Annotated in this window: 14 protein-coding genes; all 14 read left to right on the top strand. The window is 48.1% G+C overall.

Annotated features, from left to right (window positions below; genetic code table 11):
* Positions 1-214 precede the first annotated feature (214 nt).
* The 14 genes from uxuA (at position 215) to H9625_RS11305 (ending at position 13,762) form a co-directional block, all read left to right on the top strand.
* Positions 215-1,408, top strand: a complete 1,194-nt coding sequence (gene uxuA / locus H9625_RS11240) for a mannonate dehydratase (protein ID WP_191764388.1) — start codon at positions 215-217, stop codon at positions 1,406-1,408.
* A 95-nt stretch (positions 1,409-1,503) separates the two neighbouring features.
* Positions 1,504-1,983, top strand: a complete 480-nt coding sequence (locus H9625_RS11245; RefSeq protein ID WP_191764390.1) for a hypothetical protein — start codon at positions 1,504-1,506, stop codon at positions 1,981-1,983.
* Between the two features lie 33 nt (positions 1,984-2,016).
* The gene (gene bioB, locus H9625_RS11250; RefSeq protein ID WP_191764391.1) at positions 2,017-2,973 is read left to right on the top strand and encodes a biotin synthase BioB; all 957 of its coding nucleotides are present in this window, start codon (positions 2,017-2,019) and stop codon (positions 2,971-2,973) included.
* The gene (gene bioA, locus H9625_RS11255) at positions 2,963-4,246 is read left to right on the top strand and encodes an adenosylmethionine--8-amino-7-oxononanoate transaminase (protein WP_191764392.1); all 1,284 of its coding nucleotides are present in this window, start codon (positions 2,963-2,965) and stop codon (positions 4,244-4,246) included. The genes bioB and bioA overlap by 11 nt, the downstream gene beginning before the upstream one ends.
* Before the next feature lie 79 nt (positions 4,247-4,325).
* Positions 4,326-5,498, top strand: a complete 1,173-nt coding sequence (locus tag H9625_RS11260; RefSeq protein ID WP_191764393.1) for an 8-amino-7-oxononanoate synthase — start codon at positions 4,326-4,328, stop codon at positions 5,496-5,498.
* 68 nt (positions 5,499-5,566) lie between these two features.
* Entirely contained in the window at positions 5,567-5,788 is a 222-nt protein-coding gene (locus H9625_RS11265) for a hypothetical protein (RefSeq protein ID WP_191764394.1), read from the top strand.
* 8 nt (positions 5,789-5,796) lie between these two features.
* On the top strand, positions 5,797-6,462 hold the full coding sequence (locus tag H9625_RS11270; protein ID WP_191764395.1) for a DUF452 family protein: 666 nt from the start codon (positions 5,797-5,799) through the stop codon (positions 6,460-6,462).
* Positions 6,447-7,199, top strand: a complete 753-nt coding sequence (gene bioC / locus H9625_RS11275) for a malonyl-ACP O-methyltransferase BioC (protein WP_191764396.1) — start codon at positions 6,447-6,449, stop codon at positions 7,197-7,199. The genes H9625_RS11270 and bioC overlap by 16 nt, the downstream gene beginning before the upstream one ends.
* A 20-nt stretch (positions 7,200-7,219) precedes the next feature.
* Positions 7,220-7,867 carry a dethiobiotin synthase gene (gene bioD, locus H9625_RS11280; protein ID WP_087207867.1) on the top strand — a complete coding sequence of 216 codons (648 nt, stop codon included), beginning with the start codon at positions 7,220-7,222 and terminating at the stop codon, positions 7,865-7,867.
* 34 nt (positions 7,868-7,901) lie between these two features.
* A complete protein-coding gene (locus tag H9625_RS11285; RefSeq protein ID WP_087207869.1) occupies positions 7,902-8,228 on the top strand; it encodes a helix-turn-helix domain-containing protein in 327 nt (108 codons plus the stop codon).
* Positions 8,229-9,240: 1,012 nt separating this feature from the next.
* Positions 9,241-10,536, top strand: coding sequence for a hypothetical protein (locus H9625_RS11290; protein WP_087249704.1), 1,296 nt, complete (start codon positions 9,241-9,243; stop codon positions 10,534-10,536).
* Between the two features lie 34 nt (positions 10,537-10,570).
* The gene (locus tag H9625_RS11295; RefSeq protein WP_013617834.1) at positions 10,571-10,912 is read left to right on the top strand and encodes a cupin domain-containing protein; all 342 of its coding nucleotides are present in this window, start codon (positions 10,571-10,573) and stop codon (positions 10,910-10,912) included.
* Between the two features lie 33 nt (positions 10,913-10,945).
* Positions 10,946-12,433, top strand: a complete 1,488-nt coding sequence (locus H9625_RS11300) for a hypothetical protein (RefSeq protein ID WP_191764397.1) — start codon at positions 10,946-10,948, stop codon at positions 12,431-12,433.
* A 15-nt stretch (positions 12,434-12,448) separates the two neighbouring features.
* A complete protein-coding gene (locus tag H9625_RS11305) occupies positions 12,449-13,762 on the top strand; it encodes a hypothetical protein (RefSeq protein ID WP_191764398.1) in 1,314 nt (437 codons plus the stop codon).
* Positions 13,763-13,814 lie beyond the last annotated feature (52 nt).

A 13,814-nucleotide genomic window follows, 5' to 3' on the forward strand; every position in this document is an offset into this window, starting at 1 on the left:
AACTCAATTTCTCGACTCCGGCTGAGGTCTTTTTCAAAAATATTTCGTAATGTTGCACTCGCTGGTTGACTCTGCCTAAACAGAAGCACAGGCTGATACTTTTTAAATATTACTTCAGAAATTTGTCAATTTGGAATATTCTTGATAACTTTCGCTGTTTTTTTTCAAAGAACTGATAAAACTTACGAACTTAAAAACTCAAGAACTCGTATATATGATGGAAAAAACTTGGAGATGGTTTGGGAAGAAAGATAAGATTACGCTTCCCATGTTGCGCCAAATCGGCGTAGAAGGTATTGTGACAGCACTTCATGAAGTGCCCAACGGTGATATATGGACCGAGGAGGCTATTAATGACTTGAAGTCGTACATCGAATCGTACGGGTTGAGATGGTCGGTAGTGGAAAGCTTGCCGGTGTGCGAGGCTATCAAATATGCCGGTTCGGAACGCGACCAGCTGATTGAAAACTATAAGGTGAGCCTTGCCAATCTGGGCAAATGCGGTGTAAAGACGGTATGTTATAATTTTATGCCGGTCATCGACTGGGTGCGTACCGACTTGCAGCATCCGTGGGCAGACGGTTCCAGTTCGTTGTATTTCGACCGCGTACGTTTCGCTTATTTCGATACGATGATTCTGAAACGCAAAGGTGCCGAGGCGGACTATACGGAAGAAGAACTGCGCAAGGTGGCTGAACTGGACAAGGTGATTACCGAAGCCGAGAAAGACGAACTGATTGACTCGATTATCGTGAAGACGCAGGGATTCGTAAACGGTAACATCAAGGAAGGCGACAAGAATCCGGTGGCAATCTTCCGCAACCTGCTGGCTTTGTATGACGGAATCGACCGTGCCGCTTTGCGTGAGAATATGCGTTACTTCCTGGCTGCCATTATGCCGGTATGCGAGGAGTATGGCGTGAATATGTGTGTGCACCCCGATGACCCTCCGTTCCAAATCTTGGGCTTGCCACGTATCGTGACCAATGAAGAAGACATTGCCTGGTTCTTGAACGCCGTAGACAATCCGCATAACGGCTTGACTTTCTGTGCCGGTTCGCTCAGTGCAGGCGAGCATAACGATACGCGTGAATTGGCGAAGAAGTTTGCTTCGCGTACGCATTTTGTACATCTGCGCAGTACGGCGGCTATGCCGGGCGGCAATTTTATCGAAAGTTCGCACTTGGAAGGTCGTGGTCATGTAATCGACTTGATTCGTATTTTCGAACAAATAAAGCCGGGGCTTCCGATGCGTGTAGACCATGGGCGCACGATGTTGGGCGATGAAGACAAAGGCTACAATGCCGGCTATTCGTTCCATGGCCGTATGTTGGCTTTGGCGCAGGTAGAAGGCATGATGGCTGTAGTGGAAGACGAAATGAAACGGAATATTAAAGTGGAATATTGATATTTGTTTTTCACCACAGATTACACAGATTAATTAGATGAAATTTAAGAATAATAATTTAATTAATCTGTGTAATCTGTGGTGAACGTAAAAACATGAAGAAGGTTTGTTCACATAAGGCAGGCAGTATCCGGTTCCGTCGGTGGAGCCGGAAAGGGTATGCCGTGTTCGTGAGTCTGCGCATTGTTGTGACAATCGGGCATGTATGCCGGAGCATTGCCGATGCTGCATTGAGCAAGAACAAATCTTTTTCTGAGAACCGGGAACAGAGAACGTCCGTTGACGAGAGAATGGCGGAAGGTGCTGTAGATGACGGGGGCGGAGGAATCTTAGTGTCCGCATCTCAGGTTGTGAATGCCGTATTGTTTCTGGTCTTGATGCAGAGAGTGGTATCGGTTTCGGGTAAATCTGTTGTTTGTCCGGAGCGTTATATACCTTTATATAATATAGGAAGCGGAATGAGAAAGGCTCGCAAGCGGGTTTCTCTCATTCCGCTTTTAATGTTTTTTGAAACGCAGATTAGCGCAGATTTTCGCAGATATAATTATTTTTTTATTTGCGAAAATCTGCGCTAATCTGCGTTTCAACCTAAAGACTTATAAGCTCAAATGATAGAAAGAATTGAGAAAGCTGTTTACGAAGGGAAGCCGCTTCAGCCCGATGAGGTGCTGAGGGTTGCCGAAGAAACCCCGTTGGACGTGTTGTGTGAGGCGGCACATCGGATTACGGTGAGGTGTGCTTCACGGAAGTTTGATATGTGTTCCATTATCAATGCGAAATCGGGACGGTGTCCGGAGAATTGTAAATGGTGTGCCCAGTCTGCGTATTATGATACGGGCGTGCAGGTATATGGTCTGGTGTCGGAAGAAGAATGCCTTCGTCATGCCCGGTTGAATGAAGCGCAAGGCGTGAACCGTTTCTCGCTGGTGACCAGCGGCAAGCGTCCTTCGGATAAGGAGATAAAGGTTTTGTGCGAGCGTTTCGCTTATTTGCGTATGCATAGTGGGATACATTTATGCGCTTCGTTGGGGCTTGCCGATGAGGCTCAGTTGCGTGCCTTACATGAGGCGGGCGTTACCCGTTATCATTGCAACCTGGAGACGGCGCCTTCTTATTTCGGGAATCTCTGCACCACCCATACGCAGGCAGAGAAAATAGAGACCATCCGGGCGGCGCGCCGCATAGGGATGGAAGTGTGCAGCGGAGGCATCATCGGGATGGGCGAGACGATGCGTCATCGGGTGGAATTGGCTTTTACGTTGCACGGGTTGGATATACAGTCTATTCCACTTAACCTGTTGCAGCCGATAAAAGGGACGCCGTTGGAAAAAGTCGCTCCTTTATCGGAAGAAGAGGTATTGCGCACGGTGGCAATGTTCCGGCTGGTAAATCCCGAAGCTTATCTGCGCTTTGCCGGAGGGCGTTCAAGGTTAAGTGAGGCATGCGTGCGCCGTGCGTTGTATGCCGGGATTAATTCGGCGATTGTGGGCGATTTGCTTACCACGCTGGGTTCGAAGGTACAAGAAGATGTAGAACGGATAAAAAATGCAGGTTATGAATGTTGATAAACTTGTTGATAAGTTCGACCGCGACCATTTGTGGCATCCTTACACATCGGCGGTCGACCCGTTGCCTGCCTATCAGGTGAAGCGGGCGGAAGGATGCGTGATAACATTGGCGGACGGTACTCGGCTGATAGACGGCATGTCTTCGTGGTGGTGCGCCGTGCACGGATACAACCGTCCCGAACTGAATGAAGCTGTCGAAAGGCAATTGAAAGACATGGCACACGTAATGTTCGGCGGCTTGACTCATGAGCCAGCTATTGCCTTAGGCAAGAAGCTGTTGCAGATAGTTCCGCCCTCGATGCGGCACATCTTTTATGCCGACAGCGGTTCGGTGGCTGTAGAGGTTGCGCTGAAAATGGCGGTGCAATACCAATATGCGATGGGACATCCCGGAAAGAGTAATTTTGTGACCATCCGTTCGGGATATCATGGAGATACGTGGAATGCCATGTCGGTGTGCGACCCGGTGACGGGGATGCACAGCCTGTTTGGTCCGGCATTGCCGGTACGCTGGTTCGCGCCGGCTCCCGAAAGCCGTTTCGGAGGCGAGTGGGACGAAAGCGATATCCTTCCGTTGCGGGAGATTATGGAAAAGCATCACGAAGAACTGGCAGGACTGATACTGGAACCTGTTGTACAGGGTGCGGGCGGCATGCGTTTCTATCATCCGCAATACCTGCGCGAGGCGGCGAAGCTGTGCCGTGAATACGGTGTCCTGTTGCTTTTCGACGAGATAGCCACCGGTTTCGGGCGTACCGGAAAACTGTTCGCCTGGGAACATGCCGGCGTAGAGCCGGACATTATGTGCATCGGCAAGGCGCTGACCGGAGGATATATGACGTTTTCGGCGGTGCTTGCCAATGCAAGAGTGGCAGAAGGCATTTCATCGTGCGAGCCTCGTGTGTTTATGCACGGTCCTACGTTTATGGGCAATCCGTTGGCTTGCTCGGTGGCGTGCGCTTCGATTGACCTGTTGTTGTCGTATGGCTGGCAGGAGAAAGTGGAGCGCATCGAGGCGCAACTGCGCAGGGAGTTGGAGCCTGCCCGTATGCTTCCGCAAGTGGCGGATGTGCGGGTCTTGGGAGCCATCGGAGTGATTGAAACGAAGCGGGAGGTGGACATGGCATGGATGCAACGACGCTTTGTGGAGGAAGGCATCTGGGTTCGTCCTTTCGGTAAATTGGTTTATATAATGCCGCCGTTTGTCATCCGTCCCGATGAACTGACGAAGCTCACTTCGGGGCTGGTGAAGATAGTGGGCGAGATATAATTCACCACAGATTACACAGATTAATAAAAATTTTTTATTTAATTAATCTGTGTAATCTGTGGTGAAAAAACAAAGCAATATGCAAGAAGAACAGACTTTATACGCATTGGCGCGGGAAGGCAACCTGCGCACCTTGCCCGAAGCGGAACACGACGGGGTATGGATTGGGCAAGACGGACGGCGGATGCTGAACGTTGCGTCGAACGATTATTTGGGGCTGGCTTCCGACAGAGACTTGCAGAAGGAGTTTCTCCGCAGTGTGCCGGAGAGAGACCGCCTGCTTTCGGCTTCCTCTTCCCGTCTGCTGACGGGCAATTTTGCGGTGCACCGCGAATTGGAAGCATTGCTTGCCGGACGGTTCGGGCGTGAAAGTGCCTTGACGTTCAGCAGCGGTTATCACCTGAATACGGGCATCCTGCCCGCTGTGGCGGATGGGCATACGCTGATACTTGCCGACAAGCTGGTGCACGCCAGCCTGATAGACGGCATCCGCTTGTCGGCGGCGCGGTGCATCCGTTACCGCCATCAGGATTACGGGCAGTTGCAGAGCCTGGTGGAGAAACATCATGCCGCTTTCGATAGGCTTATCATCGTGACCGAAAGCGTGTTCAGCATGGACGGCGATGTGGCTCCGCTTGCCGCACTGGCGGAGCTGAAGAAGGCTTATCCGAATGTGATGCTTTACGTCGATGAGGCACATGCCGTCGGCGTGCGGGGCAGGCACGGGCTGGGCATAGCCGAAGAGCAGGGGTGTCTGGCGGACATTGATTTCTTGTGCGGCACGTTCGGCAAGGCGCTGGCTTCGGTTGGGGCATACGTAGTGTGCAGCCGTTTGATGCACGATTATTTGGTCAACCGGATGCGGACGCTTATCTTTACCACGGCGCTTCCGCCGCTCAACGTGGCGTGGACCAAATTCGTTTTTTCGCGGCTGGACGGGTGGGAAGACCGCCGCGTCCGGCTGGCTTCGATGGCGGAAAAAGTGCGCGGAGCAGTCCGCCGGGCGGGTTATCCTTGTCCTTCGGAGAGTCACATCGTCCCGTTGGTGGTGGGCGAGAGCGAAAAGGCTGTCCTCAAGGCGGCGGAGATGCAACGGAACGGGTTTTATGTCCTCCCCGTCCGTCCGCCCACGGTTCCCGAAGGCACCTCGCGCCTGCGCCTGTCGCTCACGGCGGCATTGCCCGAAGCAGAGGTGGAACGGTTGGTAGAAGCCATTGAAGCCCCCTCAATTTCCTCCGAAGGGGGAACTTAGATTTCGGGGTTTTATGTCACGCCGGATTTGCAATAGCTTTTGGCAGCATTTCCAAGGTCTCGGCTGATATGAAAACGATCGTTGGCAACACTTCCGAGGCTTCGGTTGATATGAAAACGGTCGTTGGCAACACTTCCGAGGCCTCAGTTGATATGAAAACGATCGTTGGCAGCATTTCCGAGGCTTCGGCAGATATGAAAACGATCGTTGGCAACACTTCCAAGGGCTCGGCTGATATGAAAACAGCTTTTGGCAGCATTTCCAAGGGCTCGGCTGATAAAATAAAATGATTTTAGATATGGAACAACGATTTATAAAGAAAGAAAACAATCCCCGGCTGCTGCTTTTCTTTGCAGGGTGGGGAAGTGACGAACACCTGTTCAGCCGTCCGGTGGAAGACGGGTACGATTATCTGTTGTGTTTCGATTACCGCACGTTGGATTTCGACTATTCGCTGCTGGACGGTTATCGCGAAATCCGCCTGCTGGCTTGGTCGATGGGCGTGTGGGTTGCCGGACAAGTCTTGACAGGCAAGGATTATCCGTGGCAGATGAGGCTTGCCGTAGGCGGTACGCCCTTCCCGATAGATGACCGGAAGGGAATCCCCGAAGCTATCTTCCGCGCTACGCTGGAGAACTTTTCGGATGCGGCGTTGGTACGTTTCCGCCGGCGCATTTGCGGGACGGCGGAGCAGGTGAAAGAATTTCTGTCGCACGCGCCTTACCGTCCGGTACCGGAACTGCACGAAGAGTTGCAGGCGTTAGAGCAGTACGTGCGCCGTCCGTCCGCTCCTTTCGTATGGGACAAGGCAATCGTCGGGACGGGCGATAAAATCTTTCCTCCTGCCAACCAGCGCGAGGCGTGGAGGGGGACTGCGGTCATTGAAAAAGACGTGGCGCATTACGGCGGCGCATTGTTCGACCGCCTGCTTTCGGGAGAGGAGGCTGTATGGACAAGGCACTGATCCGTCATCGTTTTGCCAAGGCTTCGGGCAGTTATCCGCGTCAGGCATTTGTGCAACGCGACATTGCTTTGCGTATGGCAGACCTGATAGGGCGGTATGTGTCGCCGGACTCGCATCGCCGGGTACTCGAAATCGGGTGCGGAACCGGATTGTTCACCCGTGCCTATTTGCACCGTTGGTGTCCGGAGCGGCTGGTGCTGAACGACCTTTGTCCTGAAGTAGAACCTTATTTCGCCGACTTGCTGGGCGGGCAGGTAAGTTTTGTGGCAAAGGATGCCGAGGCGCTTGATTTCCCTTCCGGCCAGAATTTGATTATGTCGTGCTCGGCGTTGCAGTGGTTCGATGCGCCCGAACGTTTCTTGTTGGGATGCCGCAAGCTGTTGTCCGGCCGTGGTTATCTTGCCTTCAGCACCTTCGGTCCCCACAATGCCGAAGAAATCCGTGCGCTGACGGATGCCGGGCTTCCTTACCGTCCGTTGGACGAACTGAAGGTGGCACTATCCGAGGCATATCACATCGTCCATGCATCAGAAGCGTGTGTGCAGCTTTCTTTCCCGACTCCGCTGGACGTGCTGAGACACCTGAAAGATACGGGTGTGACAGGCATCCGCCCCTGCCATTGGACACGGGAGAAGTTGGCGGACTTCAGTATGCGTTATGCCGGACGTTATGCCGCTCCCGACGGGACGGTTCCGCTGACGTATCATCCTATTTATATAGTATGTAAAATGAACTAAAAGAACTAAAAGAACGAAAGATGAAAGACAATGTGTATTTTGTAAGTGGTATTGATACCAATATCGGCAAGAGTTATGCCACGGGTTATCTGGCGCGGAAGTGGAACGAAGCAGGCATCCGCACCATTACGCAAAAGCTTGTACAGACGGGTAATGAAGACGTATCGGAAGACATTGCGTTGCACCGCCGGCTGATGGGCACGGGCTGGCTCCGCGAAGACGACGAGCGGCTGACGATGCCCGAGATATTCAGTTATCCCTGTTCGCCGCACTTGGCGGCGGAGATAGACCGCCGCCCGATTGATTTCGATAAGATAGAGCGGGCTACGCAAACGCTGAGCGGACGCTATGACGCCGTGTTGCTGGAGGGAGCGGGAGGGCTGATGGTGCCTTTGACCCGCGATTTGCTGACCATTGATTACATTGCCCGGCATCATTATCCGTTGGTGTTTGTTACCTCGGGCAGGCTGGGGAGCATCAACCATTTGTTGCTGAGCCTGGAGGCGGCAGACCGGCGGGGCATCCGTCTGCATACGCTGGTTTATAACCTTTTCCCCGAAGAAGATGATGCACTGATTCGCCAAGACACGGAGGAGTATATCCGGCATTTGCTGAAGGAGAAATATCCGGAGGCGCGTCTGGAAGTGGTGCCGTATATTCCGGAGTGAGTAAAGGGAAAGAGACCGTGCATTATACGATCGTGTGAGTTATGAAATCATGAGCCGCCGGCTGTATCTGTGTCCGGGATTTAACAAGAAGGAATTGTTGAAAGAGATTCATGTCCCAGCCAATAAGTTTGCGGTTTTGTTTAAGGTGTTTGCCGGTTGCAGCTTTTCCCAGTACATACAAAATTGCCGCCTTGATTATGCTGTCCGCTTAATGCGTGAGCAACCCCAGTGGACGTTGGACGCAATCGCCAAAGAAGCTCAAATGTCTAAAGGAGCTTTTAATATCCAGTTCCATAAGCGGTATGGCATGAAGCCTTCTGAATTTAGAAGCAGAGAACTTTCGTTGGACGAGGAAAAATAAGGAACTGTTTTGAATTGATTTATACTTCACGCGGTATGAAATTGTACATTTTAATGGAACACAGAAAACACGGAAAGACACAGGAATGACACACTATCCACCCGACCTGATTGAAAAACAGTGGCAAGTTATACCAAAGATTTTAGAACCGCAAGCGAGGAACCGGAAACATCCGTTTAAAGAGGTGACGGATACCTTGTACATTACAAACATAGGAACTTAATTTCTCCGATAAGTTTGTTGGACAGATACAAATCAATGTATGATTGAAAGGTTTAGTATCTGTTTCAAACTGTCTTCTTTTTACGTTCTCCATATGGAAACCGTACAGTTTTCATATCGAGAACGTACGGTTTTCAATTGGAGAACGTACGGTTTTGAGATGGAAACTATAAAAAGATACCGTTTGGATTGATAATATGACCCAATCAGCAACTTTAACTGTTTTGATTCTTTGATTAATTCAAAACAGTTTCTGAAAGGAGAGATCTTTTGATAATCAGTTTATTGCTTTCCTGATGTGATTTTCGTGAGACATAGTGGTGATTTTCATGAAACTTTTCTAGCCTGCTTTGTAGGGCATGTTAACTTGTACTGACTAACTTTGTTCTTAATATGATGAATATACATTAAAAAGATTGCATTTTGATAAAATAATAAGTATATTTACGCCCATAAGATACATTTTATTTCTTATTTAATGGGTGAATTTTGTGTTCAGACAAAATAGGTTTAAAATGTAATCTGAAAAAGTGATGTATTATATATTGCATGTTGCAGGCTGTTGTAAATCACTGGCAAGTAGTGGTAAATAGACTTTTTGATATTCATTTAGGATATTTTGATACTGTGCTAATAGGCTTTTGATACATCTTTCCGGACTTTTTGATATAAGATATAGAAGTCGGAGATTGGTTAAGTTTTTGATTTGTGCTAGTTTTGAAATGCATTTGAGTAATGTGGGCTTATTGCTAAAAATAATTTTATGAATTGAATAAAACAGGAATCGGATATGAAACAAAATATCGTATCACCTCAGGCGATGATAGTTGGAGAAGGAGCTTATGCTGTCAATGAACTTCATTTAAGCATAGAAGATGCCTCGGAACAGAATCTGTTTATTTACCGTTATGCCGCCGGAGCACAATTCAATGTCAGCCGGAAGCTGCAGAATAATGTGATTTGTGGATTGGTGGCATTGACGGAAGATCCTTCTTCGCCAGGAGATATGATGTTGGCTCCGAATGCTACTCTTATAAATAAAGGTGTCATTGACATTCATTTCAAAGAATTGTATGCTGCTCATATTCGGAATGCACAGCGGTGTGGGGATGCTTATCAGGTAGATGCCTTGCGTGGGTATGCAATGGCTGCCGGCGCAAATTCGGTATTGATAAACGAAGGTGTCATTAATGTCTATATGGATCATGATGCTGATGCCGAGACTACGATGTATTGTTGTGCCATGTGGGCGGAAGCTGATTCAATGTTGGTTAATAAAGGCGAAATTCATTTCTATGGCAATGGTTCCTGGCAAGCATTGGTGCGTGGTGTAGGAGGTGTAGCCGACCATTTGCATGTGGTGAATGAAGGACTGATTACGGTAGATGTGGAACGTGCTTTCCAAACCCGTGTGTTACATACAGCCGGTATGTATGGTTCGCTTTGGAATAAAGGGCGTATTGAAGTGCGTGTGGCCGGACGTGTGATGACGATGGGAAGCGTGACAGGTACACAAATGCTTAATGACGGTGAAATTTATGTTACTTCATTGGCCACTTTGATTGAAGGAAAGATTCCTTATTTATTTAATTTCCCGCCAATGGCCACGGGTATGTATGAGCATTTCCGTCCGGGTGCTTTATTGCCGAGTCCGATAGTCAATAGGGGAGTGATTAAGGTGCATTTGATAGGTAGCAAAGCTTCTGGTCCTGATGCGATTGCTTTCGGATTTTATTATCAGATGGAAAATAAAGATAATGGGGAAACTCCGGTTCGTTTCGTTTCCAATGAAGGGACAGTGGAAGTAACTCAAGAAGGGCCTGTGAATTATGTAACGGGAGAATTGGGCGTGAACATGCAGTTGAAAGAAGACAATCCGGTGAAGTTGAAAATCGGTACGTGGAAAACGCACAGCCGTGACTTCTCGCAGACACACGACTTGTTCGTGTGCCAAAGTGCGTGTTTTGACTTGTCGGAGCTAAACTTAATATTGGAGGATGGAGGTGTACGGCCTGATGTATCTGAATTGGTTTATCAGCTTCCTGTTGCTTTGCATCGGGGTGACACATGTATAATCAGTAAGTAAGAATTTATGTTATACAATTAAAATGCAGAAAATTATGGACAACAAGATGGTGATTAATCACAAAGAAGTAGAAAAAGTAGATATGGGTAAAGGTGTAATCCGTCAAGATTTCGCCATGGGCAAGAATCTGAATGTATTGCACTGGAATATGTCTGACCAAAGTGTGGTAGGTATGCATACGCATCCGCAGGAACAATTCGGATATGTCATCAAGGGTGGTTTCCGCCTTACGATTGGCGATAAGGAATACGAACTGAAAGAAGGTGATGCTTATTTGGTTCCCGCAGATGTGCCTCATGGTTTTGTAGCTATCGGTGAGACAGAAGCCATTGATGTGTTCGCTCCAGTCAAGACGGTTTTTCCGTGGGATAAATAAGCATGAGTATCGGACCAAAACAGTTGATTCTCGATGAAAAAATTTATTGGATTATGGTTTTGGGGCATATTGTTGTTTGCCATATCGTCTTGCTCGGAGGATGAAGAGCCTGCATTCGTTCCGGAAGAAGAGGAAGAAATATTGATAACGGGCGAGTCGGGTGCTACGGTGGTCAATACGAAAGATATTGTCTTGGGGGTGAGCGAGGACGATGTGGTATTCGAAATGACTTCCACTATTCTGACGACAAGTGGCCGTGTGACGGAGACAACGCTTAATTGTTGCGCTATGGCTGGCATTAACTTTACGGATAATGGCGGGATGCTTGCAATGGATACGTTGAATACGGTAGAGGATGTAGTGCTTATCAATCGGGGAACCATTACCATTCATACCAAAGACTTAGTGGAACGATATAAGGACCAGATTCAGACTCCGGATGACCCGGAACGTCCTTATACTTATCTTCGTTTGATCGCCATGTTTGTCGGAACGAATAGTACGATTATTAATGAAGGGGTCATCAATGTGTATTTTGACCATGATCCGTCTGTGACTTCTACGATTTATGTCATGGGAATGAACGGAGGCGGAAACTCATCGATGATTAATAACGGCGAAATTCATTTTTATGGAAACGGTTCTGTAGCTACCCGTTTGCGTGGTATGGCAACATTCGGCAATAGCATTTCCGCATTCAATAACGGTGTCATGACCGCAGAATTGGATATGTGTGAAGACGCGCGTATGATTACTACGGGCGGTACTAAATCGAATGTGATAAACGATGGTACGATGCAGATGCGGTTGCCTGGTTATATACTTTGCATGACCCGTTACGAGGATTCTAATTTGATAAACAATGGTGTGGTTGACTTGACCATGGTTGACCTTCCTGAAGGATATACCGCTGTGGGCAACGCTGAGAATCCTGTCGTTTGTGCGATGTACGACCCTTTGTCGGGCGGACGTACGCAGATGCCTTCTTTGGTGAACCGAGGCCGTATCAGCATTGCCATTGAAGGAAGTGAACGCTCTAATTCGGTAAGTCAAGGTTATGGCATGTATTGTGACTTGATGGGTGCCGGAGGGGAAGATTTGCAGGTGAATGTCATCAATGATGGAAGCATCGAAGTGTCGCAAAGCGGTCCGGTAGATTTCAGAATGGCAGAGGCTGGATTCATTACTCGTCCTGCGGTAAGAGAAGCAGCTTGCTGCATTAAGCTGGGACGTTGGAATACGACGTTACGCGATTTTTCCCAAACTCAGGATTTGTTTTACGGTCAAGGTGTCAATATGGATTTTGGCGGAGGAGAATTGCTGCTGAAGAAAGGAGAAGATTATGTGGACGGAACTTCTTACAGTGTAGCTCCGGAAGCATTGCTTTATAATGGAGGAAAAACGATGTTCCGTTATGAATATTCCGGATATGAAAACTTTGACATAAAAGCAGCTGATGAAAGTAATGTTAATCTGACATGGGATAAAGAAAATAATCAAGTGTCTTTGTCTGACAAATAAAACAGAAAATAGAATATGGAAAATATAGTAGAAAAAAGTGTTCGTGTAGGGAGCGCAGGGTATTATGTCAACCGTGAACATCTGGTTATCACTAAGCCAGAGGCAGGTAATGTAGCGGATATTACTGAGCAGGCGATTGCCGCCGGTAAAGTGCTTAAGGGGCGTAATATTGTTCTGTATGCTTTGGCGGCATTGATGGATGATGAAGAAAATCCGGGACAGCAGCGTTTGGCTCCGAATGCGACTTTGATAAATGAAGGCGTCATCGAGATACATATGCATGACATTGTTGACGCTTATAAGGCGCAAGTAAAAGCTACGCCTGATGACCCGAACGGAACATATCGTTTCGTGAAATGTTTTGCCATGGCTGCCGGTAAGGATTCGACCATTATCAACGAGGGAATTATCCGGATTTATTTCGATCAGGAGAAGGATTTGGAAACGGCTGTATATGGAGAAACGTTGTTGGCGGGTGAGAATTCGACGGTTATCAATAATGGGACTATCGAATTGTTGGGTAACGGTTCATTCGATACACAGACTCGTGTCATCGCTCTTCCGGTCAATAATGTGACCATCATCAATAACGGGAAAATCAATGTGGATGTCGAGAAGGCTTCTACCGTCCGTGTGTTGGCTACAACAGGTATTGGCGGAACGATTGCCAATTATGGTTCTATCCGAATCAATTCGACAGGAAGAATCATGACGATAGCCCGTTTTGCCAATACGCATTTGATTAATGCCGGAGATATTGATATTGTTTCGCGTGCGCATTTCATTGTTAATAAGGTGTCGTTCTTGTACCAATCTTATCCTTTGGCATGTGCTTTTTATGAACATTCATTGCCGAATACCCAGCTTGTTCCTCCTTTGGTCAATAAGGGTACGGTGAAGATTCATTTGGAAGGAAGCGAGGCTTCTACTCCGAAGGCGGTTGCGTTCGGTATCTATAGCGAGATGGTAGGCAAGGAAGAACATATTCATCGCATGGAAAATACCGGCTCGATTACGGTGTCAAAGTCGGGTCCCTATGATTTTCTGGTAGCGGAAGTGGGCGTAAACGCTCAGTCGGCTAAAGATTTTCCGTATCATGTAGAGATAGGCGAATGGCATACGGAAGCCCGGAACTTTACAGAAACGAAAGATTTGTTTGTCTGCAATAGCGGAATCTTTGATTTCGCGCATACTCGTTTGACACTGACGGGAGATAATGCCGTGCCGGATGTAAAAGCTGAAAGCTTGGTTTATCAGCGTGACGAGGCGATGCAACGTGGCGATACCTTCCAAGTTCTGAATGCGGATAAATTGGTTATTACAAAATAAGAGTGTTAAAAAAGCAGGTTTTTCCCCTGTATGTTTAATTTTAAATACCTAT

It is taken from the genome of Phocaeicola intestinalis, assembly GCF_014837065.1.
Lineage (GTDB): Bacteria > Bacteroidota > Bacteroidia > Bacteroidales > Bacteroidaceae > Phocaeicola > Phocaeicola intestinalis.